Raw genomic sequence first — 25,924 nt, forward strand, 5'->3', positions numbered from 1 at the left:
GCCCAGCAGTGCAGGCAGGACGCGGCTATCCCCTTGCAGATATTTCTTCTTTGGCATTGGGGCATCGGGCGAAATTGCTTGCCATTCGGACGAAGGCATGTTTTGACCGCGGGCTGCCGAGTGGGAAATGTCCCGCCAACCGAAGGTGAACCATGCCGAGAGAGACCGCTCCCCATATTTTGATCGTTGAGGCCCGCTTCTACGACGACATGGCCGACGCCCTGCTCGAAGGCGCGACTTTCGCATTGCAAGAAGCCGGCGCCACCTTCGAGGTGGTCACCGTTCCCGGCGCACTGGAAATTCCGGCGGCGATTGCCATGTCGCTCGATGGAGACGACAATGGCGGCACGCATTATGACGGCTATGTCGCCCTCGGCATGGTCATTCGCGGCGAGACCTATCACTTCGATATCGTGTCGAACGAATCCTCGCGCGCCTTGATGGATCTTGCGGTCAGCGAGTCCCTTGCCATCGGCAACGGCATCCTGACCGTCGAAAACGATGAACAGGCATGGGCGCGCGCGCGCCGCTCGGATAAGGATAAGGGCGGATTTGCCGCTCGTGCAGCTCTGACGATGATCGAGCTGAAGCAGAAACTGGGTGCATAACGAATGAACGACGACAAGACGGAACGGCCGGTCAAGACTGCAAACCAGCGGGGCGCTGCCCGTCTTGCTGCCGTTCAGGCACTTTATCAAATGGATGTCGGCGGCACCGGCGTTCTGGAAATCGTCGCCGAATACGAGGCGCACCGTCTTGGCCAGGAACTCGACGGCGCGACCTATCTGAAGGCCGATGCCGCCTGGTTCCGTTCCATCGTCTCCGGCGTCGTGCGCGATCAGGTCCGCCTCGATCCGCTGATTGCCGCGGCACTGCAGGATGATTGGGCCTTGTCGCGCCTCGACAGCACCGTGCGCGCCATTCTGCGCGCCGGCGTCTTCGAGATCACCGACCGCAAGGACGTTCCCGTGGCGGTCATCGTCACCGAATATGTCGAGATCGCCCAGGCCTTCTTCGACGACGACGAGCCGAAGCTTGTCAACGCCGTGCTCGACCGCATCGCCAAGCAGGTCCGCGGCGAGGCGAAGAAATAACTCCTTAGCCGCCAAACAATCTCCCTGCGTCTTTCTTCGCACTGCAATGGTTTTCGCCCGTTGCGGTCTTGACGCAACGTGATCGACCACGCAATCTCCGCACCGCTTAGCTGTGGCATTTCTGTGGAGAGGAAGGCGATTCGGCGGCGTATCTGCCGGAGAAGGAGTGATCTCCGGCCTATGGGAGGAACGAGCGAAATGACCATTCTTTTATGCGTAATCGCATGCGGTCTGCTCTCGGTGGTCTATGCCGCCTGGGCAACCCGGTCGGTGCTTGCCGCCGATCAGGGCAATAGCCGCATGCAGGAGATCGCGGGTTACATCCGCGAAGGCGCTCAAGCCTATCTGACGCGCCAGTACAGAACCATTGCCCTTGTCGGCGTTGTTGTTTTCATCGCAGCCTGGCTGCTTCTTTCCGCCACGGCCGCCATCGGTTTCCTGATTGGCGCCGTACTATCAGGCGCTGCCGGTTTCATCGGCATGCATGTCTCCGTCCGCGCCAATGTGCGCACCGCCCAGGCAGCCTCCATCAGCCTTTCCGCTGGCCTCGACATCGCCTTCAAGTCGGGTGCGATCACCGGCATGCTGGTGGCCGGTCTGGCGCTGCTCGGCGTCTCCATCTACTACACTATTTTGACCATCGGGCTCGGCCATGAGAGCGGCTCGCGCGAAGTCATCGATGCGCTGGTGGCGCTCGGCTTCGGCGCTTCGCTGATCTCGATCTTCGCCCGTCTCGGTGGCGGTATCTTCACCAAGGGCGCCGACGTCGGTGGCGACCTCGTCGGCAAGGTGGAGGCCGGCATTCCCGAAGACGATCCGCGCAACCCGGCAACGATTGCCGATAATGTCGGCGACAATGTCGGCGACTGCGCCGGCATGGCCGCCGACCTCTTCGAGACCTATGCGGTCTCGGTCGTCGCCACCATGGTTCTCGCCGCCATCTTCTTTGCCGGCGCGCCGATCCTCCAGTCTGCGATGGTCTATCCGCTGGCGATCTGCGGTGCCTGCATCATCACCTCGATCATCGGCACCTTCTTCGTCAAGCTCGGTGCGAACGGTTCGATCATGGGCGCTCTTTACAAGGGTCTCATCGTCACCGGCCTGCTGTCGATCGTCGGTCTCGGCGCTGCCACCTCGCTGACCATCGGCTGGGGCTCGATCGGCTCCGTCGGCGGCGCCGATATCTCGGGCGCGCACCTCTTCTTCTGCGGCGTCATCGGCCTCGTCGTCACCGCACTGATCGTGGTGATCACCGAATATTATACCGGCACCGGCAAGCGCCCGGTCGTCTCGATCGCCCAGGCCTCGGTCACCGGTCACGGCACCAACGTCATCCAGGGCCTGGCCGTCTCGCTGGAATCGACGGCACTGCCGGCGATCGTCATCGTCGGCGGCATTCTCGCCACCTACCAGCTCGGAGGCCTGTTCGGCACCGGCATTGCGGTCACGGCGATGCTGGGCATTGCCGGGATGATCGTCGCGCTCGACGCCTTCGGACCGGTGACGGACAATGCCGGCGGTATCGCCGAAATGTCGCATCTGCCGCCGGAGGTGCGCAAATCCACCGACGCGCTCGATGCTGTCGGCAATACGACCAAAGCCGTCACCAAGGGTTATGCCATCGGTTCCGCCGGTCTCGGCGCACTGGTTCTCTTCGCCGCCTACTCATACGACCTCAAATATTTTGCGGCGAATGGCGACAAGTTCCCTTATTTCGCGGGCATAGGCGAAATTTCCTTCGATCTTTCCAACCCCTACGTCGTGGCGGGATTGATCTTCGGAGGTCTCGTTCCCTACCTCTTCGGCGGCATTGCCATGACCGCCGTCGGCCGTGCGGCCGGCGCGATCGTCGAGGAAGTCCGCCGTCAGTTCAAGGAAAAGCCCGGCATCATGCAGGGCACGGAAAAGCCGGATTACGGCAGGGCCGTCGACCTTCTGACCAAGGCCGCCATCCGCGAGATGATCGTGCCGTCGCTGCTGCCGGTGCTGGCGCCGATCGTCGTCTATTTCGGCGTGCTGCTCATCTCCGGCTCCAAGGCTTCCGCCTTTGCCGCCCTCGGCGCATCGCTGCTCGGCGTCATCATCAACGGCCTCTTCGTCGCCATCTCGATGACATCGGGCGGTGGCGCCTGGGACAATGCCAAGAAGAGCTTCGAGGACGGTTTCGTCGACAAGGACGGCGTGCGTCACATGAAGGGTTCGGATGCGCACAAGGCCTCCGTCACCGGCGATACGGTCGGCGATCCCTACAAGGATACCGCCGGCCCCGCCGTCAACCCGGCGATCAAGATCACCAATATCGTCGCACTTCTGCTGCTCGCTGTTCTCGCTGGCTAGACGGGATCAGAGACCATTAAAAAACCCGCCGGAGCGATCCGGCGGGTTTTTCGTATGAGGTATGTCCGATCAGCGCAGGCTGCTTGGGTTCTGCGGCGTACCGCCGGCGCCGCCGCCGAACAGGCTGCGGGCAGCACTTGCGGCGCTGCCGCCGGAGAGCATCTGCTGCAGGAAGGTGAGTTCCTTGCCGCCGGTCGGCGTAACGCGTCCGATCGTGTCGAACACCTTGCCGTCCTGCAGCGTATAGTTGGCGCGGCGGCTGACGACGTTGTCCTTGTCGAAATAGATTGCCAGAACGCTCTGGTCGACGACCTTCAGCTTCTGGAAGGCGACGGCACGCGTGCGTCGCTGCGAGATATAATAGAAGACTTCGCCGTCGAAGGTCGCCGTCGTCGACGGGGTGCCGAGCGACAGCAGCACCTGCTCGCGGCTTGAGCCCTCCGGAACGAGGTTCAGCGACTGCTGGTCGGCGACATAACCGCCGTTGAGCACGGTGCTGGTCTGGCAGCCGGAAAGAGCTGATGTGGAGGCGATTATGAAGGCAATGGCCGCACTGCTGAAGAATTTCATGTCAGACTTGAAATACCGTTTCTTCAACGACATCTACTCCCTTGAGTGTCGATAGCAGCCATTTTGGGCCTTGCACGCTTTCCTCCTGCAAAACCATTGTGGCCATTCCGAGTCGAATGTCCCGAATTCGCTTCGTAGACGCATTGAAGGCATTGTCCCGAAACTGGCCACGATCAGCATTGCAATTCGCGCCTGCTTCGGTAAACCAGCTTTCGAAATCATGCAACAAGGCCAGACGCCAGCCGGCATGAAGAATGAGGCATTTCCGGAAAAAACAATGATCTTCGGGCTCTTCCGTAAGAAAAACAACAATCAGGCGATCGTCGACAGGCAATATGCGGCCTTGGCGGCGGCCGCGCGCATGCCGGAACTCTACGAGCAGCTCAATGTGCCCGATACGGTCATGGGCCGTTTCGAGATGCTGTCGATCACCATGATTCTGTTTTTTCGCCGCACGCGCGCTTCCGCCACCAGCGGTCAGGAGATCGCCCAGGAGATCGTCGACGCCTTCTTCCAGGATATCGACTATTCGATCCGCGAGCTCGGCATCGGCGACAACAGCGTGCCGAAGCGCATGAAGAAGCTTGCCGGCATGTTTTACGGCCGGCTCGAAGCCTATTCGAAGGCGATGGACACCGGCGATGCCGAAGCCCTGGCTCTTGCTCTTCAACGCAATATCTACCCCGAAACCGAAGCGCCGGCCGATATGTCCGGCCTCGCCGGATGGATGATCACCGCGGAAGCGCATCTGTCCGCTCTAGCCGAAGAGGTGATCGCCACCGGCTCGGCAACGCTTTCGCCGGTCGCCAGCCCACCGGTTGCCTGAAGGAGGAAACGATGAAGAATGATCGGGACGATGTTCCCTTCTCCTATCATGTCAAGGTCGGCCATATTTCGGCCAACCCCGTCGAGGTCCATGTCGAGGCCGACGCCAGCGAACTCACGGCGCTTGCCAAGACCTGGAACGTCGTTTCCGTCGACGATCTCAGCGCCGATCTGCAGATTGCCCGCTGGAAGCGCGACGGCGTGCGCATCAAGGGCCGCGTGCAGGCGAAGATCGTCCAGTCCTGCGTCGTGACGCTGGAACCGGTCGAATCCGCCATCGATGAGAGCTTCGAGCAGATCTTCGTGCCGGAGGGCTCCAAGCTTGCGCGCCAGCCCGGCAGCGACGCCGGCGAGATGCTGCTCGATCCCGACGGTCCCGATCTGCCCGAAACCTTTGTCGGCGATACGATCGATGCCGGCGAGGTGGTTGCAGAATTCGCCGCTCTGGCGATTGATCCCTATCCGCGCAAGGAGGGTATCGAATTCTCAGGTCATATCGAAGATAGCGGCGAGGACGATAAAAAACCCTCCGCTTTCGCGGTCCTCAAGGACTGGAAAAAGGACTGAAGCGTCTCTGGCATTTGACACAATTCAGTTGTAAGCGACGCCAAAACCGGTATTTTGGCCGAAATTTCGCCCCTCGGCGAAAAGAAGGATCAGGGACGCGTGATCAGAATATCTCTCGACCTCATGGGTGGCGACTTTGGTCCCCAGGTTGTCATCCCCGGCGCCGCCAAGGCGCTGGATCGGCATCCGGATATTTCCTTCGTTTTCTACGGTCTCAAGGAACAGTGCGATCCGGTTCTCGCCAAGTTTCCGAAACTCAAAGAAAAATCGCTCTTTCACGATTGCGAACTTGCCGTTGCTATGGATGAGAAGCCGAGCCAGGCGCTGCGCCGCGGCCGCTATATCTCCACCATGTGGCGTTCGATCGAGGCGGTGAAGACGGGGGAGGCCGACGTCGCGGTCTCGGCCGGCAATACCGGGGCGCTGATGGCGATGGCGAAGTTCTGTCTGCGCACCATGGCCAATATCGAGCGCCCGGCGATCGCTGCGATCTGGCCGACGCTGAAGGGTGAGAGCATCGTCCTGGACGTCGGTGCGACGATCGGCGCCGATGCGCAGCAGCTGATGGATTTCGCCCTGATGGGTGGCGCCATGGCGCGCGCGCTGTTCGAAGTCGAACGCCCGACGATCGGCCTTCTGAACGTCGGTGTCGAGGAGATGAAGGGCCAGGAGGAGGTCAAGGAAGCCGGCCGGCTGTTGCGCGAGGCCAATATCGATTCGCTCGAATATTCCGGCTTTGTCGAGGGCAACGACCTTGGCAAGGGCACGGTCGACGTGGTCGTCACCGAAGGATTCTCCGGCAACATCGCACTCAAGACCGCCGAGGGCACCGCCAAGCAGATCGGCGAATATCTGCGTGCCGCCATGTCGCGCACGCTGCTCGCCCGCATCGGCTACCTCTTTGCCAAAAGCGCCTTCGACATGCTTCGTGAGAAGCTCGATCCGAGCAAGGTCAATGGCGGCGTGTTTCTCGGCCTGAACGGTATCGTCATCAAGAGCCATGGCGGAGCGAATGCCGAAGGCATCGCAGCCGCCATCGAAGTCGGCTACGACATGGCCAAGAACGGCCTCAATCAGAAAATAGAAAACGATCTTAAGAAATATCATGCCAAACGGCTGCCCCCAATGGGCCCGGAAGCGGCATGAGCGATAGGGTTCAGTCAAATATGATCCGTTCAGTGGTACGCGGGTTCGGAGCCGCACTTCCGAAGCGCGTGATGACCAATGGTGACATGGAGGCGATCGTCGACACATCCGACGAATGGATCGTCCAGCGCACCGGCATCCGCCAGCGTTATATCGCCGGTGATGACGAAACGACGGCGTCGCTCGGCGAGGCCGCCGCGCGTGCAGCCCTTGCCAATGGCGGTCTGACGCCCGCCGACATCGATCTCATCATCTGCGCCACCTCGACGCCGGACAACACCTTTCCGGCAACGTCGGTCAACATCCAGAACCGTCTCGGCATGAGCCACGGCTTTGCCTTCGACGTCCAGGCTGTCTGCACCGGTTTCGTCTATGCGGTCACCACAGCAGATGCCTATATCCGCGGCGGGCTTGCCAAGCGCGTTCTCGTCATCGGCGCCGAAACTTTTTCGCGCATTCTCGACTGGAACGACCGCACCACCTGCGTGCTTTTCGGCGATGGCGCCGGCGCGATCATACTCGAAGCGACCGAAGGCGAGGGCACCGTTGCCGACCGCGGCGTGCTGACCGCGCATCTGCGTTCCGACGGCTCGCATAAGGAAAAGCTGTATGTCGATGGCGGACCGTCGACGACCGGCACTGTCGGCAAGCTGCGCATGGAAGGCCGCGAGGTCTTCAAATATGCCGTCGGCATGATCACCGATGTCATTCAGGCGGCTTTCGATTCGACCGGCACCACTGCCGATGATCTCGACTGGCTGGTGCCGCACCAGGCCAATCGACGCATCATCGATGGTTCGGCGAAGAAGCTGAACATCGACGCGGCGAAAGTCGTCGTAACCGTCGACCTGCACGGCAACACGTCGGCCGCCTCGATCCCGCTCGCACTGGCGACCGCTGCCGGCGACGGCCGCATCAAGAAGGGCGACCTGGTGATGCTCGAAGCGATGGGCGGCGGCTTTACCTGGGGCGCCGTTCTGCTGCGCTGGTAGGCAGGAATCCTAAAAAACTGGCGGCGAACAAGAGCTTGACCGTAAGGCGCAAGACAAATACTCTTCGTGCGATTTCACAAAATAGTTTGTAGTGGGCGGGGAAACCATGACCGGAAAAACAGTGACGCGAGCAGACCTGGCGGAATCCGTTTTCCGAAAGGTCGGGCTTTCCCGGACCGAATCTGCCGAACTCGTCGAAACCGTCATCGACGAGATCTGCAATGCGATCGTGCGCGGTGAAACCGTCAAGCTTTCCTCCTTTGCCACTTTCCAGGTGCGCGACAAGAACGAGCGGATCGGCCGCAACCCGAAGACCGGCGAGGAGGTTCCGATTTCCCCGCGCCGTGTCATGACCTTCAAGGCGTCGAACGTGTTGAAGACGCGCATCCTCAAGGCGCATGTCGCTCGCAAGATCAAGCTGAAGCCGCAGAATCCGGCTCCCTGATCATCGGCTTCCCGTTTCTAAGCAGCGTTTTTTGCTTTCGCACTGTCCAACGTTGTGCGCAACGTCGAGACATGACTTGAATTGTCGACGCCAAACCGTTGAAATATGATGAGTCGCCGTTGGATCGAGCCGCGAGGTCGCGTAGCAGTATGACGTTGGACAAGAGCCCCGATGCCTTTCGCACCATCAGCGAAGTCGCAGACGATCTTGATCTGCCGCAGCATGTGCTGCGCTTCTGGGAAACGCGTTTTCCCCAGATAAAGCCGATGAAGCGCGGCGGCGGCCGTCGTTATTACCGGCCGGAGGACGTGGATCTCCTCAAGGGCATCCGGCATCTGCTCTATGATCACGGCTATACGATCAAGGGTGTGCAGAAGCTTCTGAAGACCAATGGCAACAAGTTCGTCATATCGGTCGGCCACGGCGATCTCGCCAGCGTCGAGGCGCTTGCCTCGGGCGTGCAGGATGCCGGTGCCGGCGAACCGCGCGTCGGCATGGCCGACGAAGATCAGATCGTCGGCCGCGCCAAGCCGCCGATCACCCGCCGATTCTTCAATTTCGTCGCTGGAGACGACGAGCAGGAAGTTTCGATCGGCAAGTCGAGCGTCGGCAAGGAAGACAGGGCGCTACTGCAGGAGGCGCTCTATGATCTCCTGGAATGCAAGCGCCTGCTCGACCAGGTGCGCTGAACCGCTTCAGGCTTCGGTCAGCCGCTTCATCGCCTGTTCGAGTTCGCTAAGCTGGAAGGGTTTTTGCAGCACGGGCAATGTGCTGGGGCTGCTGCCATCAGGCGCGGTGCCGTATCCCGTCGCGTAGAGATAAGGTTTGCCGCGTTCGTCGAGCAGCTTTGCGACCGGCAGTGAACTCTGCCCGGCCAGCGAGACGTCGAGTATGGCAGCGTCGAACTCCGTATCCCTGGCGGTTGCCAGCGCTCGCTCCAGATCGGGCGCGCTGGCGCAGACCCGGTAACCCAGATCGGCGAGCATGTCCTCGAGCAGCATGGCAATCAGCGCGTCGTCTTCGACGATGAATATGTCTTTCATGATCCGGTCCACCCATTGCCCCCTTGCTAGAGCGCCGTGCGTCCTTTCGGATGCACAAAGGACGCTCCGACACTTTAAACCTACGCATCGTGCTTTCCAAAAATCGATTCTGATTTTCGGAAAGCACGATGCGTAGGCATGATGGTTTATGTGGACCGCTTGCACGGCTCGTCAAGACGTCGTGCCCGGCAGTGTGAGAAACAGCATATTGCCGGTTGAAATTCGATGTGCAAAAGCTGGGATGCCGGCCGCGCAACGGCCACTTGCTGCATAATTCCTGAAATCCGAATCGATTTCGGGATAAAATTATGCAGAAATCCAAAGTGTTACAGCGTCTTTTGCGCGTCTGAAAAGACATGGCGGTGCTGTAAGAAGGGGTGTCGGATGGATTTGCTGAGTGCCACGGATTGGCTGCGTCACAGGCCGGGTTTTACCTACCCGCTTGCCGTTGCCTTCGTTGGTCTGACGTTTCTTTTGAGGCTTGCCGCCAGCGACTATCTCTCCGGCTTTCCCTTTCTGAGCTTCCTTCCGGCGATATTGCTCGCAAGTTTCATCGGCGGCGCCGGGCCGGGCCTTGTCGCGGCCATGCTTGCCGCTTTCATCGTCCAGCAATTTTTCGTCGAGCCGCACAATATTTTCTGGCCGGTCAGCGCCGGCCAATGGGTCGGTCTTTCCACTTATCTCATCAATGCCGCGATCATCGTCGGCCTGATGGAGATGATCATTATCGCCCATGAGCGGCAGAGCCGCCTTCGCAACGAGCTCAACAGCTTCAACACGCGCCTCGAAGAGACGGTGGTCCAGCGCACGGCCGAGCTCCGCCACGAGATGGAAGAGAATGCTGCCGCTCAGGCGCAGGTCCGCCAGTTGCAGAAGATGGAGACGATCGGACAGCTGACCGGCGGCGTCGCTCACGATTTCAACAACATGCTGGCGATCATCATCGGTAACCTCGATCTCGCCCAGCGGCGCCTGACCGGCAACGAGGATCCCCGGCTGCTGAATTCCATCCAGAACGCCAAAGACGGCGCGCAGAGGGCGGCCGTTCTGACCGCGCGCCTTCTCGCCTTCTCGCGCCAGCAGCCGCTCGCGCCTGAAGTGATCGACCTCAACAAGCTGGTCGGCGGCATGTCCGAGCTGCTACGGCGCACGCTCGGCGAGCAGATCCGGATCGAGACCGTGCTCGCCGGTGGCCTCTGGCCAAGCTTTGCCGATCTGAGCCAGCTCGAGAACGCTATTCTGAACCTGGCCGTCAACGCCCGTGATGCCATGCCGGGCGGCGGAAATCTGACGATCGAGACCGCCAATACCGAACTCGACGAGCGCTATTCTCGCATGCATTCGGAGGTGGAGGCCGGCCAGTATGTGATGATCAGCATCACCGATACCGGCACCGGCATGTCGCCGGAGGTGATCGAGCGCGCCTTCGACCCGTTCTACACGACCAAGGGACCCGGCAAGGGCACCGGTCTCGGCCTTAGCCAGGTTTACGGCTACATCAAGCAGAGCGGCGGCCACATCAAGATCTATTCGGAAATCGACAGGGGCACGACGGTGAAGATCTATCTTCCCCGTCATGTCGGCGCGACGGACGCCCGCTTGAGCGCCGCCGGCGCTCAGCCGCTTCCTCAGGGCAGCGTCAACGATACGATCCTGGTGGTGGAGGATGATGAGAACGTCCGCACCATGACCGCAGAAAGCCTGCATGAACTCGGTTACACCGTATTGCAGGCGGCAAGCGGTATGGAGGCGCTTTTGCTTCTGGAGGAGAATGCGGCAGTCGACCTGATCTTCACCGATATCGTCATGCCGCAGATGAGCGGACGCCAGCTTGCCGATGTCGTCCAGGAAAAATGGCCGGCGATCCGGATCCTCTACACGACGGGCTACACCCGCAATGCCATCGTCCACAATGGTGTGCTCGATCACGGCGTTTCCCTGCTCGCCAAGCCCTTCAGCTTGGAGCAGCTCGCCCACAAGATTCGTGAACTTCTGAATGTGCCGGTGAGGATGGAAGATGAGCGGACGTGAAGCCGCTAGATCATAATGCCGAAAAGTGTGTGCGGTTTTCGCACGACATCATGTTCTACTCCTTAATTTAGAACAGGATTTAGATTTTAGGCTGGCCGGGCCTAAAATCATCCTGTTCTAGACGGCCGCACGTCCACGGTTAGATCAGATTATTCCAGGACCTGGATTATGCGGTGCGTCTTCGGCTCGACGATCACGCGCCGCTCGTTGACGACGGTGTAGCCGTAGCCGTCGACGTTGGGCACGGTATGCACTTCGACGGTATCGGGCAGTGTCGCGCCGACTGCGATATCGCCTTCATAGACGACGGACGGCGCGGTTTGCTCCATCACATAGGTGCGCACTTCGCCGGGCAATACCACGGAGCCGGTCGGTGCGGGATCGGTGACGATGACGGTGCTCTGCGCGAAGGCGGCGGAGCTGATGGTCAGCATGGCGGCCGCAGCCAGCATAATCTTGCGCATGGGATATTCTCCTTTTCCTACCCAGACATCAACGCAACGCCGGCCATGCGGCATAGTTCCCCACTGACTTTTGCCGGACGGAGACACGCGCAATGAGAGCGGTTGAGGTGTTGCGAAACTGGTTTGTGCATCATACGGTTGAGCTGTCCGAATAACGTCCAGTGTGATTCCCTCCGGTGATATCAGCGGCTCGTTCTTTTTTACTCTTCATTAACCATGCTGGCGGTTTATGTCGGATGAACGGCCGGGTGGTCGTTGATTCGAAGGTCCGTCGCGTTTCGGTTCGCGAATGGATATCTGAAAAGACGATTGCGGCGGCTCGAAACATGCGTTTGCGGAAGACGATATCGCTGATGGCCGTGGCAGGCGTGATGGCCGGCTGCACGTCGACCGGCGGTGTGCATCAGCCTTCCGGGCCGGAAACCGTGGCGCCTGAAAAGGCGCTGGTCCTGCCGCCGCCGGGCGGCCCGTCGATCGTCAGCGTCGTCGAGCGCAAGCGCGGCAACGGCGTCGAGCAGACGATCTCGCTGTTTACCTCATCCGCCGTGCCCGGTCAGAATTTCCTCAAGGTCCAGTTCCTCGGCGCTTCCGGCGCCAATCCCGGCACCGGCAATGCCGGCTTCAGCATGATCAACGAGAGCGGCATTACCCGCGAGGTGGCCCGCTCGGCCCCCGGTGTGCCGATGGCGACCTCGGCGACCTTCCTGCAAAACGCTTATGGGCCCTTCGGCTATGCCGCCGGCCGCAGCCGCGCAGGCGACACCTGCATCTATGCCTGGCAACAGATCCGGTCGAGTGCCGCCGCCAATACCCAGGCGCGCAATTTCGGCATGATCCAGCTGCGTCTGCGTCTCTGCGATGCGAGTGCTACCGAGCGTCAGCTGCTCGGCATTGTCTACGGCTACACCGTATCAGGCACGTTCGACGGCGAGATCTGGAATCCTTACGGCAATCCGCCGCCCGCCGATGGTGCGCTCGGGCGCAGCGGCGCGCCGATCTATCCCGACGAGGGCGGTTATCGCGCCAGTCCGATGCCGATCGGCTATGAGCCGGCGCCCGCGATTGTCAGCCGGCCGCGGGCAACGCCTCTTCGCAAGACCCCGACCTCGCAACCGGCTCAAGGCGCAGCACCTATGCCCGCGCCCATTGGCCCGCGCGTGCCGCTGCCGGGCGAGGCGCCACAGACGAGCGCAAAGCCGGATGCCGCGCCTGCGCCGAACCAACAATCGGCAAGGGCGATCGGCGTCACCGTGCCTTCGCCGGACTGTATAGGCGACGCGGCCATGACGGCCGCCTGCCGGAAATAGTGAGCATGCCAGGGGCGCCGGAAGGCGCCCTGGTTGAGCAACTTCGAAGGAACGACGATGCGCAAAGCCCGCAGTGTCATCATATGGGCCGTGGTTTCGCTCTGCCTGATCGTGCTGATCACGCTGCCGGTCAACCTGCAGACCCAGCTCATCACCAGCATCACCGTGGTAACCGTCATGGCGGTGATCAAGGTCTTGAAGGGCGAGGGGACGTGGCGCCTCGTGGCGCTTGCCTTCGGCACTTCGATCGTGCTGCGTTATGTCTATTGGCGCACCACCAATACGCTGCCGCCTATGAACCAGCCTGAGAATTTCATTCCCGGCCTGCTGCTTTATCTCGCCGAAATGTATAGCGTCGCGATGCTGGCGCTCAGCCTTTTCATCGTCGCCACACCGCTGCCGCCGCGCCCCTCGCGTGCCGCCAATCCCGGGCGTCTGCCGCATGTCGATGTCTTCGTACCGTCCTATAACGAGGATGCCGGGCTTCTCGGAAACACGCTCGCCGCCGCCAAGGCCATGGATTATCCGGCCGAGAAGCTGCATGTCTGGCTGCTCGACGACGGCGGCACCTTGCAGAAGCGCAATTCCGGCAAGCTGCTCGAAGCCCAGGCGGCTGCCGCCCGCCATATCGAGCTGAAGCAACTCTGTCAGGATCTCGACGTCAGCTACCTCACGCGCGACCGCAACGAGCACGCCAAGGCCGGCAATCTCAACAACGGCATGAAACATTCGACCGGCGAACTCATCGCCGTCTTCGATGCCGACCACGCGCCGGCTCGCGATTTCCTGCTCGAGACCGTCGGTTATTTCGAAGACGATCCGAAGCTCTTCCTCGTCCAGACCCCGCACTTCTTCATCAATCCCGATCCGCTGGAGCGCAATCTGCGCACCTTCGACAAGATGCCGAGCGAGAACGAGATGTTCTACGGCATCATCCAGCGCGGCCTCGATAAATGGAACGCCGCCTTCTTCTGCGGCTCGGCGGCGGTTCTGAGCCGCAAGGCGCTCGAATCCCAGAACGGCTTTTCCGGCATCAGCATCACCGAGGATTGCGAGACGGCGCTAGCGCTTCATGGCAGCGGCTGGAACAGCATCTATGTCGACAAGCCGCTGATCGCCGGCCTGCAGCCGGCCACCTTCGCAAGCTTCATCGGTCAGCGCAGCCGCTGGGCGCAGGGCATGATGCAGATCCTGCGCTTTCGCTTCCCGCTTCTGAAGCGCGGCCTGACGATCCCGCAGCGCTTCTGCTACATGTCGTCTACGCTTTTCTGGCTCTTCCCGTTCCCGCGGACGATCTTCCTGTTTGCGCCGCTCTTCTACCTGTTCTTCGATCTGGAGATCTTCACCGCCTCCGGCGGCGAGTTCCTTGCCTATACGCTGGCCTACATGCTCGTGAACCTGATGATGCAGAACTACCTCTACGGGTCGTTCCGCTGGCCCTGGATTTCCGAGCTGTACGAATATGTCCAGACCGTACATCTGCTGCCGGCCGTGGTCTCCGTCATGCTCAATCCGAGGAAGCCGACCTTCAAGGTCACCGCCAAGGATGAATCGATCGCCGTCAGCCGTCTGTCGGAGATCAGCCGTCCGTTCTTCGTCATCTTTGCGGTACAGATCGTCGCGCTCATCATCACCATCTACAGGATCTATGCCGAGCCTTATAAGGCCGACGTCACGCTCGTCGTCGGCGGCTGGAACCTCATCAACCTGATCATGGCCGGTTGCGCGCTGGGTGTCGTGTCGGAACGCGGCGAGCGCGCCTTGTCCCGCCGCGTCCGAGTTAACCGGCGCTGCGAATTCGGCGCCAACGGCAAGTGGTACGCGGCTTCGATCGAGGACGTTTCCGTCCACGGTGCGAGGCTTCACATCTTCAACAAGCAACTCGACGAGATGCTGGTCGGCGCACTCGGCGAAATCCGCTTCCGACCCTATAGCGGCGCCGATCTGGAAACCCTGCCGCTCATCGTCCGCAACATCGAGCCGTCGGGCGACATCAGCAATGTCGGCTGCCAGTACGTGCCGAAAAGCGCGCTCGACCATCGCCTGATCGCCGACCTGATGTTTGCCAATTCCGGTCAGTGGACCGAGTTTCAGGCCTCGCGCCGCCGCAATCCCGGCCTGATCCGCGGCACCATCTGGTTCCTCGGCCTGTCGTTCTACCAGACGAGCCGCGGCCTCATTTACTTCTTCCGCAGCATGCGGCCGGAGCGGGAAGCCCAGCAGCGGGCGGCAAAGGTCAATGCCGGATGAGAAGGATCGTCGCCGCCTCGCTTCTCCTGCTGAATGCCTCCGCCTTTGCCCAGGCGCAGACGGCGCCCTTCGACATGTCCGGCGAGCGGCCACCCGGGGCATCCGTTACCCCGAGATTGACGCCACCCACGCCGCCGACAGCCCCTGCACCCGCTCCCGGCACGCCTCCGGTTTCCGTAACACCCGCACCTGCAACGCCGGCCGCTCCTGCTCCCGCAGCCGTTCCTCCGACGATTGTCGTCCAGCCGCAACTGGCAGCACCCGCGCTCCAGCCAGCCGCGGCGGCAAATACCGCTGCGCCGCCGCGCTCCGGCGATGTCCGTCGCTATGTCGTGCCCTTTTCGAAACTGGATCTCAGTGGCGAATACGATCGCCGGTCATGGTCGGTCTATCTGACGCCGGAACAGGCGGCGGCCAAGGCAAGCTTTACCTTCGCCTACCAGAATGCGATCGTCGTCGCGCCTGAGGCCTCGGCGGTGACCGTCTATCTCAACAACCGCCCGATCGGCCAACAGCGCGTCGGCTCGCCGGATGGACCGTCGGCCGTCACCTTCCAGGTTCCGCCCGGTTTGCTACAGCCCGGCGCCAATCTCGTCACCTTCGAGGCCGCCCAGCGCCACCGCACCGATTGCAGCATCCAGTCCACTTATGAGCTGTGGTCGAATATCGATCCGGCCGGAACCTATCTGAGCTTTGCCGGCAGGGATGCCGCCCAGCTGTCGAGCGCCGACGCGATCCGCGCCATCGGCGTCAACGGCGCCGGCAAGACCGAGTTCGACATCGTCGTCCCGGCACTGGAGCAGCCGGGAACCACCAAGCCGCTGCTGCGACTGGCGCAGGGCCTGTCTGTGCTGAGCAGCATGCCGAACCAGATCTTTGCCTTCAGCACCGCTTCGCTTCCGGCCGCCGGGCCAGGTAAACTCAGCGTGCTCGTCGGTACCGCGGCGGAGCTGCGGCCGCTTTTTCCGAGCCTGCCGCCCGGCGCCGAAAGTGCGGCATTCGCCGCTTTTGCCACCGATCCGCGCAGCGGTTCGCCGGTGCTTCTGATCAGCGGCCCCTCCTGGCAGGCGGTCTCCTCGGCGATTGATACCATCGTCTCGCCGACCGACAGGTCCTCGGATGTCCGCCGCGACGTGCTCACCACCGAGCGCTGGAGCGCGCCGAACGCGCCGCTGGTCTTTTCCGATACGAACATCGCCTTGTCCCAACTCGGCGTGAAGACCACCGAATTCTCCGGCCGGCGGCTGCGGACCAGTTTCAACGTCGCCGTGCCGGCCGATTTTTATGCCAATGCCTACGGCGAGGCGAAGGTGCTGCTCGACGCCGCCTATACCGATAACGTGCTGCCCGGCAGCCACATCGATATCTACGTCAACGACAACATCGCCTCCACCGTGCCGATCACCACCACCACCGGCGGCATTCTCCGTCATCTGCCGATTCGCGTGACGATGCGGCACTTCAAGCCCGGTCTCAATTCGGTGGCGATCGAGGCGATCCTGATGACCAAGGACGATGCGGCTTGCGCGCCGGGCGCCACGGCCGGTGCGACGCCGCGCTTTGCCCTGTTCGACACATCCGAGCTGCAGATTCCGGATTTTGCCCGCGTCGGTCAGCGTCCGAATCTGGCGGCAATGTCCGGCACCGCCTATCCCTATGGTCGGGCCACCGAGCCGACGCCGCTCTTTATCGACCGCGTCGATGCCGATACGCTTTCGGCCGCCGCCACGCTGCTCGGCCAGATGGCGATCACGGTCGGCCATCCGATTGCCGTCGACACCGTCGCCTCGCCGAATATGATCGGCGATCGCGACGCCATCTTCATCGGCTCCGTCTCGCAGATGCCGGCCACCGCGTTGTCGCAGGCCAATATTTCGACGGAGAGCCAAGCCTCGTGGCGTCCGGTGGCCGATACGCAGGCGAGCGTCGTCGATACCGGTACGGCCTTTGAGGAATGGAATTCCAAGGTCAGCGGCGGTGTCTTGCACAACCGGATCACGGCTTTCCGCGAATGGGTGTCGCGCAATTTCGATATCTCCCGCAGTTCGCTGCAATTCGTGCCCGGCGCCGAGGAGATTTTCACGCCGTCCAACGTCGACACGCTCCTGGTGGCCCAGGGCTCCAGTCCCGCGGGGGCGGGCGCGTGGACCGTGGTGACGGCGCCGTCGGCGAAGGATTTGCGCGAAGGGCTGGAGGTTCTGACCGCGCAGCTGAACTGGCCGCAGATATCAGGCCACATCACCACCTACTCGAGCAAGACAGGCAAGATCGAGACCGTGCCCGTCACCCGTTTCGATTTCGTGCCGTCCACCCCCTGGTCGATCTCCAATTACCGCTTGATCGCCGCCAACTGGCTGTCGACGAATATCCTCTCCTATGCCTTCCTGCTGGTCGTCTTCGTGCTGCTGATCGGGGTCACCACCTCAAGCATGCTCGGAAGGCTGGGTCGGTCGAAATGAGACGGTTACGCGCGCTCCTGCTTGCGGCATCGGTCGCGCTCGCTCCGGCTGGAGCGCCCGCCGTTGCGCAGCAGGCGATGATCAATGCCGGCGCATGGTCGGCATACAAGGCGAAGTTTCTCGATGCGAGCGGCCGTATCGTAGACAACGGCAACGGCAATATCAGCCACAGCGAAGGGCAGGGCTATGGCATGCTGCTCGCCTATCTCGCCGCTAGCCCCGCCGATTTCGAGCAGATCTGGTATTTTACCCGCACCGAACTGCTGCTGCGCGACGATGGCCTGGCCGTCTGGAAATGGGATCCGAACGTCAAGCCGCACGTCACCGACACCAACAACGCCTCGGATGGCGACATGCTGATCGCCTATGCGCTGGCGCTGGCCGGCACGGCGTGGAAACGCGAGGACTATATCCTTGCCGCCTCCCGCATGGCGCAGGCGCTGCTTGCCGAAACCGTCGTGCGCTCGGCTGGCCGGACGCTCCTGTTGCCGGGAAGCGAGGGTTTTACCGGCAGCGACCGTGACGACGGTCCCGTCGTCAACCCGTCCTACTGGATTTACGAGGCTATTCCGGTGATGGCGGCGCTCGCTCCGTCGGATGCCTGGAAACAACTGTCGGAAGATGGCGTGGCGCTGCTGAAGACGATGCAGTTCGGCCCGCGCAAGCTTCCCGCCGAATGGGTGAGCCTGCGCGGTCAGCCGCAGCCGGCCGAGGGTTTCGACGCGGAATTTGCCTATAACGCCATTCGCATTCCGCTTTATCTCGTTCGCGGCGGCGTCACCGACAAGGCGCTGCTGACCCACCTGCGCGAGGGGATGTCGAAAGACGGTGTTCCTGCCACCTTCGATCTGACCACCGGCCGGCCGAAGGCGGTGTTGCCGGATCCGGGTTATAGAATTGTTAACGATGTTGTGGCCTGTGTAATCGATGGGACCAAGCTGCCGGGCTCGGCCCTGCAATTTGCGCCCGCACTCTATTATCCGTCTACGCTCCAGTTGCTGGGGCTGGCCTATATCGGGGAGAAGCATCCGGAGTGTCTGTGAAGTCTTCCCTCGTGGCGGTTTCAGCGGCAGTCGTGGTGGCGACCCTCGTCACCGGGCTGAAGGATCGTGCCGCTCTGCAGGAACGGTTCGGCCTTGGGCCTGCCGGCAAGCCGGTGCCGGAGCTGATGATGGTGGGCCGCATCAAGCCGGCCGATGCTCCCGGCGGCAATTCCGAATTCAACGCGCAGCTCGTCGCCGACAAGATCGAGGCAATCACCTCCTCGCCGCCGCCGGCACCGGATACCTCCGCGCCGGATGCCGCAGCACAGCAGCCTGAAGCGCCTCCACCTGTGGCATCACAACCTGCGGCACCGCAGACGGCCGCCCCGCCGGCGCCGGTCACGCCCCCCATCGTTTCCGAGCCGCCCGCGCCGCAACAGGCTGCGGCGCCGCCGCCGCCCGCCGTCGATGAAAGTGCGCTTCGTTATTTCGCCAGCCGCGGCGACAAGCTGCGCCTGCAGGCCGAAATCTCCCGCCTTCAGGCGCTCTACCCCAACTGGGTTCCGCCGGCCGATCCGCTCGCCGTGCCGCAGAATGGCGACAAACAGCTCGAGGCCATGTGGCAACTCTATTCCGATGGCCGCTATGCGGAGCTGCGCAAGGCGATCGCCGACCGCCAGGCAGCCGATGCCGGATGGCAGCCGCCGGCCGATCTGCTCGACCGGCTTGATGTCGCCGAGGCCCGCGCCCGCCTCATCAATGCGTCCGACCTCAAGCAATTTGCGACGGTGGTCGATACCGCTGCCGCAACGCCGAGCCTGCTCACCTGCAGCGAGATCGATATTCTCTGGCGCGTGGCCGAAGCCTTCATCCGGACCGAGAGGACGCAGCGCGGCCAGGACGCCTACACCTATATCCTGAAGAACTGCCCCAATCCGGCCGAGCGGCAGGCGACGGTCGAAAAAGCCTCGACGCTGCTTGCCTACCAGCCGATGCAGGCGCTGCTCGCGCTGGAGAGGCCTGCCAGTGAGGGCAGCAGCGAATTCGATGCGATCCGCGACAACCTCGCCCGGCGCTTCATGGCCGAAGGCAATGACGATCCGAATCTCGCCATCGCGCCCGATTATGTCGCCCGTCTCGAAAAGCTCGCCGCGACCCAGGGGCTTGCCTCGGATGCGCTGCTGCTCGGCTGGTATCAGCTTCGCCGCAACAACGATGCCGATGCCGAGAAGTGGTTCCGCGCCGCCCGCGCCAAGCAAGATTCGGCGGCCGCTTCGCAGGGGCTGGCGCTGGCGCTGATTGCCCGCAAGGCGCCGCAGGAAGCCGAAGAGGTGATGTTCCGCTGGCGCGCCGATTCCGAGGATGCAACATCAACCTATCTCGCCGCCACCGCCAATCTGATGGCGCTGCAGCCGCCGGCCGATCTGGCCGAGGATGTGCTGCATCGCGTCGCCGCCGAAGTCATCGCCCGCAAATACGCGCCGACGGCGCAGCAGTTCGGCTGGTATGCCCGTTCACTCAATCAGTTCCAGACCGCCGCACGCTGGTTCGAGACGGCTCTTGCCTGGAAACCTGATGACGAACCGTCCGCCTATGGCCTTGTCATCACCCGCGAGCAGTTGAGCGACCGCAAGGGCGTGCTCGACCTCCAGCGCGCCTGGGCCGGCCGGTCGACCCGGATCACCAAACTCGAAGATACCTCCTCGCTGACGCCGAATGCGGTCGCGACAGAGAAGGGGACGCTCGCTCCGCAGCAGCCGGTTCAGCCGACGCAGCCGCCGCGTCCGACCGCCGCTCAACCGCTCCCAGCCGAGCAGGGACCTGCACAGAAGCCGGAGCCGGAAGTCGCCGTTGGCGCGGCAAGGCCTTCGCTGCAGACGGTGACCGTCCAGCGCGGTCCGCGCCAGACACGCGGCTGCTCGACGACCATCGATGCAGGGCAGCTCAGCCCGGCCGACGCCCTGTCGCGCGGCTGGTGCCTGATGGATATCAACCGGCCGATGGAGGCGATCTCGGCCTTCGAGGCGGCATTGCAGAGCCCGGCCCGCAAGGTCCGTGAAGACGCGGCCTACGGCCAGAGTCTTGCCTATCTGCGCGCCGGCCTTTCCGGCAATGCTGCCGTCGCGGCCACCAAGGCGCCACAGAACCGACAGCGCGCCGCCGAGCTTCAGGTGGCGATCCTCGCCGACCGGGCGCTTTCGGCCTTCGATGCCGGCCGTTATCGCGAAACCCTGATCTATCTCGATCAGCGTGCCCAGCTGCAGCAGGAACGTATCGACCTGATGGTTCTGCGCGGCTACTGCTACCTCAATCTCAAAATGTACGGCGATGCGACCCGTATCTTCGAAGCCGCTGCCGCGACCGGCAGCCGTGATGCCGCCCGCGGCCTTGCCGACGTCCGCAACGTCACCCATCCGGACGTCAACGACTGACGTTGACGCCGCCGCCGCTCTCCGCTACTCGCCTGCGCAGGGGCCGCCGCGGCCTCATGCTTCCCGGCCTCATGCTTCAAGGAAAAGCCCGTGCCCGCTCGCCATGACGTCCTCGACAGGTCCTATGATGCCTTCCTCTTCGATATGGACGGAACCCTCCTGAATTCCATCGCCGTCGTCGAACGCGTCTGGAGCGACTGGGCAAGACGCCACGGCTTCGAACCGGAGGTTTTCCTGAAGACCATCCACGGCATCCGCGCCTCCGACGTCATCCGCGGGCTCGGCCTGCCCGGCGTCGATCCGGCCCACGAGTCGGATCTGCTGCTCGCCGAGGAGATGGAGGATGTCTCCGGCATCGTCGAAATCCAGGGCGCCATCCGCTTCCTCTCCGCCATTGCCGATGGCAAATGGGCAATCGTCACCTCGGCGCCGATCGAGCTCGCCAGGCGCCGCATGGCTGCCGCCGGCATCCCGATGCCGAAGGTCATCGTCAGCGGCCAGGAGGTCAAATCAGGCAAGCCCAGCCCCGAAGGTTATCTGCTCGGCGCAAGCCGCCTCGGCGTCGATCCCGCGAAATGCCTGGTCTTCGAAGATGCCGTCGCCGGCATCCTCGCCGGTGAAGCCGCCGGCGCCGACGTCACCGTCATCACCGAAACCCACGCCACCCCATTCGAAACACCGCATTTTTCGATCGCCAACTACCAGGCATGGCAGCCCATTCAAACCGCTGAAGGCCGATTGGCACTCGCCGCGATCTGAGCATTCGCACAAACCGCTTCCTTTTTGTGGGAGGCAAGGTTTTTCCGCTTGCATTGCACGCGCTGAAAAACTAAACGAAGCAAGCCGTTTCGGCAGGTCGGGGCGTAGCGCAGCCCGGTAGCGCACTTGACTGGGGGTCAAGGGGTCGCTGGTTCGAGTCCAGTCGCCCCGACCATTTATCCCCTTGAAATCCCAGTCAGAATGTCACTTTCTTCGTCCCGCCGGTGGCGGAAAACGGAACGAGACATGGCCAGTAGTGCTGAAACGGGAACCGAAAACCCCGGAAAAGTCCCGAACGAAAACGTCATTTGTTGATGTTGCAGACGAGTTGCTGCGCCGCCATTGAAAACACGGCGGGCGTTACGCCGTCTTCAGTGCGGTTTCTGAGCGATCGCGATCATCGACTTCGCCAGCAGCGGAACCCTCCCGACATATTCGAAGTCGACGTCTTCGAAGCCTGTTTCGACGAGCAGCGTGCTGAGCGTTTCGGGAGACCAGAATTTGATATGGCCATGGTCCTTGAGCGGCATGAAATGGTCATCCATCTTTCCGCTTACGGCCAACGCCAGATTTTTCCAGTAGCCGTGAAAAGGCGTCGAGACGACCGCGATGCCGCCGGGCTTGACCAGATCGTAAATGGTGGCCGAGAAAGATTTGGGATCATAAACATGCTCCACCACTTCGAGGCTTATCACCGCATCGAAGGTCCCGTACCGGCTGGAGAGATCTTCGTAACCAGAGCCGATCTCCAGCGGAAGATCGGGATGAGCCGTTCTCGCTTTCGCAATGCCGTCCTCGGACGGATCGACACCGACGACGTCGTAACCTTTTTTTGCCAGCACGGCGGCAGCACCGCCGGTGCCGCAACCGAGGTCGAAGACCGCAGTCTCGTTTGCCTCCTGGAAATTATTCTGGAGAACATCGACAACGGCCGGCAAGATATAGGAATGGGCGGTCGCCGGCTTGGCGTGGACATAGGTAGTCGCGTCCAGTTCGATAGACATGTTACCTCCTGATAAGTGAGCCGCCGCAATGGTACGGCGGACTTTGACGGCAGTGTGGTGTCGTTGTGGTATTAAGGTGATAAACGCCGAAGGCGTTCGCGGCTGGCAAGGGATCTCCAGCGGTCCCGGCGCTCGTCTCGGGGAAATCCGCGAAGCTGATTGACAGGGTGCCAGGAAGATGCTGAAAACGGGCCGCAATTGAGGTTGCCGCATTCTCGCGGACCAAAGGGCCGCTGTATCGGCTCCAGCCGTTTCGACCATTTAAAATAAATAACGCGCCGGAATACCCTTTGGGAGTGTGTCACAAATAGTTCCTGTAGTTCTTTTTGGTACTCCCTCAGTTGGGAGAGGTGATGATTGTTGTATTTTGTTAAGGCTATACAGAGCTTTGAAGTTAAGAGCCCAATTTTGATTTGAAAAAGATCTGAACCCTCTTCGCTTTCTGGCGAATATGTGTAGATTAACATTATCCCTGTCAGAAATAGCCTAGTGCGAGCGCATGGCGGATATGAAGCAGAATCTCACTTGCAGGCAGGCCCTCGCAGCCGCTTTCCAAGCTCTCTCGGAAGAGGCCGTCAAAGCCGGCTGGTCGGAGGGCGATGTCGCCCTCGCGCTCGCTGAACTAGCCGAGGAGCAGGTGATCGAAGTGACCGCCAAGGTCATCACGGAAGGCTCCATCCATCCCCAGTTCGCCGCCAGCGGCCGTAGCAGCTAGAGCAATTCACACCAGCAATCCTGCCGCTTTGGCTGCCGTGACGAAGGAAGCCTGCGCTGCGCGCGGGCTGCGCAGTCCGTCGAGCGCATCCAGGCAATGCTGGCGCGCAACGCGATAATCGCGCCCGCGCTTGCTCGGCCACCGTTTCAGATATTCGACGGCCTCCCAGACGGTGGAAACGATCAGGCTGCTATTTGGAGAAAGGACCCGGACGGGGGAGGGAAAGCGTATTTCGCTCACGTCTGCACTCACTGATTCCTGCTACAAGCGCCACCAAACGCGCGGGACAAAATTTTGTTCCATAATTTTATTCCCCGGGAATTTGCGCAGTTGCTAAAGTTCGGACCGTCGCGCATAATGATTTTATGACGGTTGCGGAGGGCGGCCGGCGATGCAAGCGTGAATGCGTTTGCCCTCGGAGGATGTGCGGCGTGATGTTACGATCATCAATTCATCCGCATGATTTACCGCTATTTTCGGAAGATCTCGATTTGCTGTCGCAAGTGCTCGACAAGGTCTGCGACGAACGCGGCCTGGCCAGGACGACACCGGAGGCCGAGCGGATCGGTGCGGTCATCATTCAGCTCTACAGGCAGGGCGTGAAGGACGGCGGCAAACTCGCCGATCTCGCAAAAACCTATCTCTGACGATCAGTTCTGCTCGATCGACACACCATTCTTGCCGATGCTCATCTCGATCCCCTGCGGCTTGCTTTCCTCGTGGAAGATGTAGGCGCCAAGACCGACGACGGCGACGACGAGAACGCCGATGATGACGTAGAGACCATTGCTGCGGTTCAAGAGACTGCCCCCGGATGTGTTCATGGGACAGCGAAACGCTGAGCGCACCGATTGGTTCCGTCAGTCGTCGTTGGCGGCGTTGAGGTTTTCCGGCCGGATGCCGTCATCGCTGGAGCTGCGTGCGCGCAACCGGATGCCGGGGCCGCCTTCATCCTGATTGCCGCTGGAAAGGAAGATGATGCCGTGCGCTTCGAGCGTACTGCGCACATCGAACAGCGCGTGCGGCTCGCCCGCAAATTCGCCGTTTTCGAGCGCCGTCACGGTCTCCACGGGCAGGCCGCTGGCGGCGGCGAGCTCTTCGATACTCATTCCGATCATGGCGCGCGCGCCGCGTATCTGCGTTGCCGTTATCATGGTGGAAAATCTAGCGCATTTGCAGCGCTTCTCAAGTGGCCCGGCGATTGATTGGCGAACGAAGCAATGCTGCATGCATTCTTCAAACGTCCCTCAGTTTTACGCCAAACAGATCATCATGCATGCGCTGGACCGCGATCCCCACGCCGCCCATTAGGGCGGCCCGGTTTCCGAAGCGGCTGATCTCGATGCGCGGCGGGTAAGGGGTACAACGCGGCAGGAAACGCCGGATGGCGTCCACGAGTTCCGGTCTCGAGCCGATGCTGCCACCGGTGATCACCAGTTCAGGATCAAGAGTTGCTCCGATTGCCGCAATGGCGACCGCCACCAGCCTGGCCGTCTCTTCGATTGCGGCCACGGCGCTTGTATCTCCTGCATCAAACGCGGCGAAGAGATCGGCCACGGTGGATGCGTCACGCCCGCCGAAACCGGTGTAGCGGCGCAGCATCGCCACGCTGCCGACCGCGCTCTCAAAGGTTCCAAGCGTAAAGCCGCCGGGATCGAACGCATCCCCGCCGATCGGGAGATAGGCGATTTCGCCGGCCGCGCCACGCGCGCCGCGCAACAGAGTTCCGTTGGCGATGATGCCCATGCCGACGCCTGTTCCAAGGGCAACGAAAGCAAAATTGCCGGTTTCGACACCGTGTCCCTGCCACCGCTCCCCTTGCGCCGCAAGGTTCACATCGTTTTCCACGATCACGGTGATACCCATTCTGTCGCTGAAGACTTGCTGCAGATTTATGGCGTCGATGCCGGGGATATTCGGCGCGACGTTGATGTGTCCGGTGACCGGATCGAGCACGCCGGGTGTGCCCAGGACGGCGAGACGGAGCTTGTCGGCGGTGGTCCCGGCCGCAAGCGCGAGTTCAACGAGAAGATCGCTGAATTGATTGACGAGATGCATGCCTCCGCGCGGGTCGGTGGCCACTTTGGTTTCGGCAACCACGTTTCCCAACAGATCGCAGATGGCTGCGGCGATCTTGGTGCCTCCGAGATCGATAGAGACAGCCAGTCCGGCCCTCGCATTGATTTCATAGATAATGGCATTCCGGCCTGGACGACCGTCGGTCTGCCCGACAGGTTTCAGCCATCCGTCATCCTCGAGGTCGCGCACGACCTCGGAAATCGTCTGCTTTGATAGACCGGTCAGCTTGGCGATATCGGCGCGGGAGATCGGCCCGTTTGCCAAAATGGTTCGGATCACCGCATTGGTTGAAATTTTTCGTGCGATGGGTGTCTGTACGACGGAAGATGTCATTGCCATCCAGCCAGATCGATCCAATTAGTTCGGAGCGCATACTTAATTGGGGCGATATTAGATCATAATTATCAAGAAGAAGAGAAATT

26 protein-coding genes and 1 tRNA gene are annotated in these 25,924 nt (G+C 61.6%); 19 read left to right on the forward strand and 8 right to left on the reverse strand.

Going from position 1 to position 25,924, the window contains the following annotated elements:
* The first annotated feature begins 152 nt into the window (after positions 1-152).
* The 3 genes from ribH to FHX10_RS14185 all read left to right on the forward strand — a co-directional run bounded on the left by ribH (position 153) and on the right by FHX10_RS14185 (position 3,431).
* Positions 153-608, forward strand: coding sequence for a 6,7-dimethyl-8-ribityllumazine synthase (gene ribH / locus FHX10_RS14175; protein WP_004674116.1), 456 nt, complete (start codon positions 153-155; stop codon positions 606-608).
* A 3-nt stretch (positions 609-611) separates the two neighbouring features.
* Positions 612-1,094 (forward strand): transcription antitermination factor NusB, encoded by a 483-nt coding sequence (gene nusB, locus FHX10_RS14180; protein ID WP_018241520.1) that lies wholly within the window; start codon positions 612-614, stop codon positions 1,092-1,094.
* A gap of 198 nt (positions 1,095-1,292) precedes the next feature.
* Complete coding sequence (locus FHX10_RS14185) at positions 1,293-3,431, forward strand: sodium-translocating pyrophosphatase (protein WP_047616414.1); 2,139 nt, start codon at positions 1,293-1,295, stop codon at positions 3,429-3,431.
* Between the two features lie 69 nt (positions 3,432-3,500).
* On the opposite strand, the gene FHX10_RS14190 is transcribed toward FHX10_RS14185, so the two are convergent.
* Positions 3,501-4,034 (reverse strand): outer membrane protein assembly factor BamE, encoded by a 534-nt coding sequence (locus FHX10_RS14190; RefSeq protein WP_047616416.1) that lies wholly within the window; start codon positions 4,032-4,034, stop codon positions 3,501-3,503.
* 187 nt (positions 4,035-4,221) lie between these two features.
* Here FHX10_RS14190 and FHX10_RS14195 point away from each other — a divergent pair, with 187 nt between their 5' ends.
* From FHX10_RS14195 to FHX10_RS14220, 6 genes are all read left to right on the forward strand, one after another.
* Positions 4,222-4,827, forward strand: a complete 606-nt coding sequence (locus tag FHX10_RS14195; RefSeq protein WP_183908271.1) for a ubiquinol-cytochrome C chaperone family protein — start codon at positions 4,222-4,224, stop codon at positions 4,825-4,827.
* An 11-nt stretch (positions 4,828-4,838) separates the two neighbouring features.
* Positions 4,839-5,393 carry a YceD family protein gene (locus FHX10_RS14200; RefSeq protein WP_047616418.1) on the forward strand — a complete coding sequence of 185 codons (555 nt, stop codon included), beginning with the start codon at positions 4,839-4,841 and terminating at the stop codon, positions 5,391-5,393.
* Positions 5,394-5,492: 99 nt separating this feature from the next.
* Positions 5,493-6,539, forward strand: a complete 1,047-nt coding sequence (gene plsX, locus FHX10_RS14205; RefSeq protein WP_047616628.1) for a phosphate acyltransferase PlsX — start codon at positions 5,493-5,495, stop codon at positions 6,537-6,539.
* 20 nt (positions 6,540-6,559) lie between these two features.
* Positions 6,560-7,531 carry a beta-ketoacyl-ACP synthase III gene (locus FHX10_RS14210; protein ID WP_047616630.1) on the forward strand — a complete coding sequence of 324 codons (972 nt, stop codon included), beginning with the start codon at positions 6,560-6,562 and terminating at the stop codon, positions 7,529-7,531.
* A gap of 106 nt (positions 7,532-7,637) precedes the next feature.
* On the forward strand, positions 7,638-7,976 hold the full coding sequence (locus FHX10_RS14215) for an integration host factor subunit alpha (protein ID WP_047616420.1): 339 nt from the start codon (positions 7,638-7,640) through the stop codon (positions 7,974-7,976).
* Between the two features lie 149 nt (positions 7,977-8,125).
* Positions 8,126-8,665, forward strand: a complete 540-nt coding sequence (locus tag FHX10_RS14220) for a MerR family transcriptional regulator (RefSeq protein WP_047616421.1) — start codon at positions 8,126-8,128, stop codon at positions 8,663-8,665.
* A 6-nt stretch (positions 8,666-8,671) separates the two neighbouring features.
* On the opposite strand, the gene FHX10_RS14225 is transcribed toward FHX10_RS14220, so the two are convergent.
* Entirely contained in the window at positions 8,672-9,019 is a 348-nt protein-coding gene (locus FHX10_RS14225) for a response regulator (RefSeq protein ID WP_018447482.1), read from the reverse strand.
* Between the two features lie 384 nt (positions 9,020-9,403).
* Between FHX10_RS14225 and FHX10_RS14230 the strand changes: the two genes are divergently transcribed.
* Entirely contained in the window at positions 9,404-11,050 is a 1,647-nt protein-coding gene (locus FHX10_RS14230) for an ATP-binding protein (protein WP_047616423.1), read from the forward strand.
* Positions 11,051-11,199: 149 nt separating this feature from the next.
* On the opposite strand, the gene FHX10_RS14235 is transcribed toward FHX10_RS14230, so the two are convergent.
* A complete protein-coding gene (locus tag FHX10_RS14235; RefSeq protein WP_063474280.1) occupies positions 11,200-11,514 on the reverse strand; it encodes a DUF1236 domain-containing protein in 315 nt (104 codons plus the stop codon).
* A gap of 326 nt (positions 11,515-11,840) precedes the next feature.
* On the opposite strand from FHX10_RS14235, the gene bcsN reads away from it, so the two are divergent.
* The 7 genes from bcsN to FHX10_RS14270 all read left to right on the forward strand — a co-directional run bounded on the left by bcsN (position 11,841) and on the right by FHX10_RS14270 (position 21,879).
* Positions 11,841-12,821, forward strand: coding sequence for a cellulose biosynthesis protein BcsN (bcsN, locus tag FHX10_RS14240; protein WP_097543049.1), 981 nt, complete (start codon positions 11,841-11,843; stop codon positions 12,819-12,821).
* Between the two features lie 57 nt (positions 12,822-12,878).
* A complete protein-coding gene (bcsA, locus tag FHX10_RS14245; RefSeq protein WP_047616634.1) occupies positions 12,879-15,071 on the forward strand; it encodes a UDP-forming cellulose synthase catalytic subunit in 2,193 nt (730 codons plus the stop codon).
* Complete coding sequence (locus FHX10_RS14250; protein WP_183908267.1) at positions 15,068-17,530, forward strand: cellulose biosynthesis cyclic di-GMP-binding regulatory protein BcsB; 2,463 nt, start codon at positions 15,068-15,070, stop codon at positions 17,528-17,530. The genes bcsA and FHX10_RS14250 overlap by 4 nt, the downstream gene beginning before the upstream one ends.
* Positions 17,527-18,573: a glycosyl hydrolase family 8 gene (locus FHX10_RS14255; RefSeq protein WP_047616429.1), complete on the forward strand. Its 1,047-nt coding sequence runs from the start codon at positions 17,527-17,529 to the stop codon at positions 18,571-18,573. Before FHX10_RS14250 ends, FHX10_RS14255 begins: the two co-directional genes overlap by 4 nt.
* On the forward strand, positions 18,570-20,945 hold the full coding sequence (locus FHX10_RS14260) for a cellulose synthase (RefSeq protein WP_184389533.1): 2,376 nt from the start codon (positions 18,570-18,572) through the stop codon (positions 20,943-20,945). The genes FHX10_RS14255 and FHX10_RS14260 overlap by 4 nt, the downstream gene beginning before the upstream one ends.
* A gap of 90 nt (positions 20,946-21,035) precedes the next feature.
* Complete coding sequence (locus FHX10_RS14265; protein WP_063474284.1) at positions 21,036-21,704, forward strand: HAD family hydrolase; 669 nt, start codon at positions 21,036-21,038, stop codon at positions 21,702-21,704.
* Between the two features lie 98 nt (positions 21,705-21,802).
* Positions 21,803-21,879 (forward strand) — tRNA-Pro (locus FHX10_RS14270).
* 196 nt (positions 21,880-22,075) lie between these two features.
* Here the strand turns inward: FHX10_RS14270 and FHX10_RS14275 are convergent.
* Complete coding sequence (locus FHX10_RS14275) at positions 22,076-22,708, reverse strand: bifunctional 2-polyprenyl-6-hydroxyphenol methylase/3-demethylubiquinol 3-O-methyltransferase UbiG (RefSeq protein WP_184389535.1); 633 nt, start codon at positions 22,706-22,708, stop codon at positions 22,076-22,078.
* Positions 22,709-23,207: 499 nt separating this feature from the next.
* On the opposite strand from FHX10_RS14275, the gene FHX10_RS14280 reads away from it, so the two are divergent.
* A complete protein-coding gene (locus tag FHX10_RS14280; RefSeq protein WP_047616437.1) occupies positions 23,208-23,423 on the forward strand; it encodes a hypothetical protein in 216 nt (71 codons plus the stop codon).
* Positions 23,424-23,429: 6 nt separating this feature from the next.
* On the opposite strand, the gene FHX10_RS14285 is transcribed toward FHX10_RS14280, so the two are convergent.
* Positions 23,430-23,663 carry a DUF982 domain-containing protein gene (locus FHX10_RS14285; protein ID WP_047616438.1) on the reverse strand — a complete coding sequence of 78 codons (234 nt, stop codon included), beginning with the start codon at positions 23,661-23,663 and terminating at the stop codon, positions 23,430-23,432.
* A 194-nt stretch (positions 23,664-23,857) separates the two neighbouring features.
* On the opposite strand from FHX10_RS14285, the gene FHX10_RS14290 reads away from it, so the two are divergent.
* Positions 23,858-24,070, forward strand: a complete 213-nt coding sequence (locus FHX10_RS14290) for a hypothetical protein (protein WP_029872887.1) — start codon at positions 23,858-23,860, stop codon at positions 24,068-24,070.
* A 3-nt stretch (positions 24,071-24,073) separates the two neighbouring features.
* Here FHX10_RS14290 and FHX10_RS14295 read toward each other — a convergent pair whose 3' ends face one another.
* From FHX10_RS14295 to FHX10_RS14305, 3 genes are all read right to left on the reverse strand, one after another.
* Positions 24,074-24,223, reverse strand: a complete 150-nt coding sequence (locus tag FHX10_RS14295) for a hypothetical protein (protein WP_047616637.1) — start codon at positions 24,221-24,223, stop codon at positions 24,074-24,076.
* A 60-nt stretch (positions 24,224-24,283) separates the two neighbouring features.
* Positions 24,284-24,577 carry a helix-turn-helix domain-containing protein gene (locus FHX10_RS14300; protein WP_047616439.1) on the reverse strand — a complete coding sequence of 98 codons (294 nt, stop codon included), beginning with the start codon at positions 24,575-24,577 and terminating at the stop codon, positions 24,284-24,286.
* A gap of 82 nt (positions 24,578-24,659) precedes the next feature.
* The gene (locus FHX10_RS14305) at positions 24,660-25,841 is read right to left on the reverse strand and encodes an ROK family transcriptional regulator (protein WP_047616440.1); all 1,182 of its coding nucleotides are present in this window, start codon (positions 25,839-25,841) and stop codon (positions 24,660-24,662) included.
* Between the last annotated feature and the right edge of the window lie 83 nt (positions 25,842-25,924).

Origin of the sequence: Rhizobium sp. BK591, from assembly GCF_014195045.1 — a bacterium.
Classification (GTDB): Bacteria; Pseudomonadota; Alphaproteobacteria; order Rhizobiales; family Rhizobiaceae; genus Rhizobium; species Rhizobium anhuiense.

Bases quoted from the DNA above. Each gene is read 5' to 3' on its own strand.
- FHX10_RS14210 (WP_047616630.1), top strand. From the start codon at position 6,560: ATGATCCGTTCAGTGGTACGCGGGTTCGGAGCCGCACTTCCGAAGCGC.
- FHX10_RS14305 (WP_047616440.1), bottom strand. From the start codon at position 25,841: ATGGCAATGACATCTTCCGTCGTACAGACACCCATCGCACGAAAAATT.
- FHX10_RS14195 (WP_183908271.1), top strand. From the start codon at position 4,222: ATGCAACAAGGCCAGACGCCAGCCGGCATGAAGAATGAGGCATTTCCG.
- FHX10_RS14280 (WP_047616437.1), top strand. From the start codon at position 23,208: ATGGCGGATATGAAGCAGAATCTCACTTGCAGGCAGGCCCTCGCAGCC.
- FHX10_RS14200 (WP_047616418.1), top strand. From the start codon at position 4,839: ATGAAGAATGATCGGGACGATGTTCCCTTCTCCTATCATGTCAAGGTC.
- FHX10_RS14235 (WP_063474280.1), bottom strand. From the start codon at position 11,514: ATGCGCAAGATTATGCTGGCTGCGGCCGCCATGCTGACCATCAGCTCC.
- FHX10_RS14300 (WP_047616439.1), bottom strand. From the start codon at position 24,577: ATGATAACGGCAACGCAGATACGCGGCGCGCGCGCCATGATCGGAATG.
- FHX10_RS14255 (WP_047616429.1), top strand. From the start codon at position 17,527: ATGAGACGGTTACGCGCGCTCCTGCTTGCGGCATCGGTCGCGCTCGCT.
- bcsN (WP_097543049.1), top strand. From the start codon at position 11,841: ATGCGTTTGCGGAAGACGATATCGCTGATGGCCGTGGCAGGCGTGATG.
- FHX10_RS14275 (WP_184389535.1), bottom strand. From the start codon at position 22,708: ATGTCTATCGAACTGGACGCGACTACCTATGTCCACGCCAAGCCGGCG.
- FHX10_RS14190 (WP_047616416.1), bottom strand. From the start codon at position 4,034: ATGTCGTTGAAGAAACGGTATTTCAAGTCTGACATGAAATTCTTCAGC.
- FHX10_RS14220 (WP_047616421.1), top strand. From the start codon at position 8,126: ATGACGTTGGACAAGAGCCCCGATGCCTTTCGCACCATCAGCGAAGTC.
- ribH (WP_004674116.1), top strand. From the start codon at position 153: ATGCCGAGAGAGACCGCTCCCCATATTTTGATCGTTGAGGCCCGCTTC.
- FHX10_RS14185 (WP_047616414.1), top strand. From the start codon at position 1,293: ATGACCATTCTTTTATGCGTAATCGCATGCGGTCTGCTCTCGGTGGTC.
- nusB (WP_018241520.1), top strand. From the start codon at position 612: ATGAACGACGACAAGACGGAACGGCCGGTCAAGACTGCAAACCAGCGG.
- FHX10_RS14215 (WP_047616420.1), top strand. From the start codon at position 7,638: ATGACCGGAAAAACAGTGACGCGAGCAGACCTGGCGGAATCCGTTTTC.
- FHX10_RS14250 (WP_183908267.1), top strand. From the start codon at position 15,068: ATGAGAAGGATCGTCGCCGCCTCGCTTCTCCTGCTGAATGCCTCCGCC.
- bcsA (WP_047616634.1), top strand. From the start codon at position 12,879: ATGCGCAAAGCCCGCAGTGTCATCATATGGGCCGTGGTTTCGCTCTGC.
- FHX10_RS14290 (WP_029872887.1), top strand. From the start codon at position 23,858: ATGTTACGATCATCAATTCATCCGCATGATTTACCGCTATTTTCGGAA.
- FHX10_RS14225 (WP_018447482.1), bottom strand. From the start codon at position 9,019: ATGAAAGACATATTCATCGTCGAAGACGACGCGCTGATTGCCATGCTG.
- FHX10_RS14230 (WP_047616423.1), top strand. From the start codon at position 9,404: ATGGATTTGCTGAGTGCCACGGATTGGCTGCGTCACAGGCCGGGTTTT.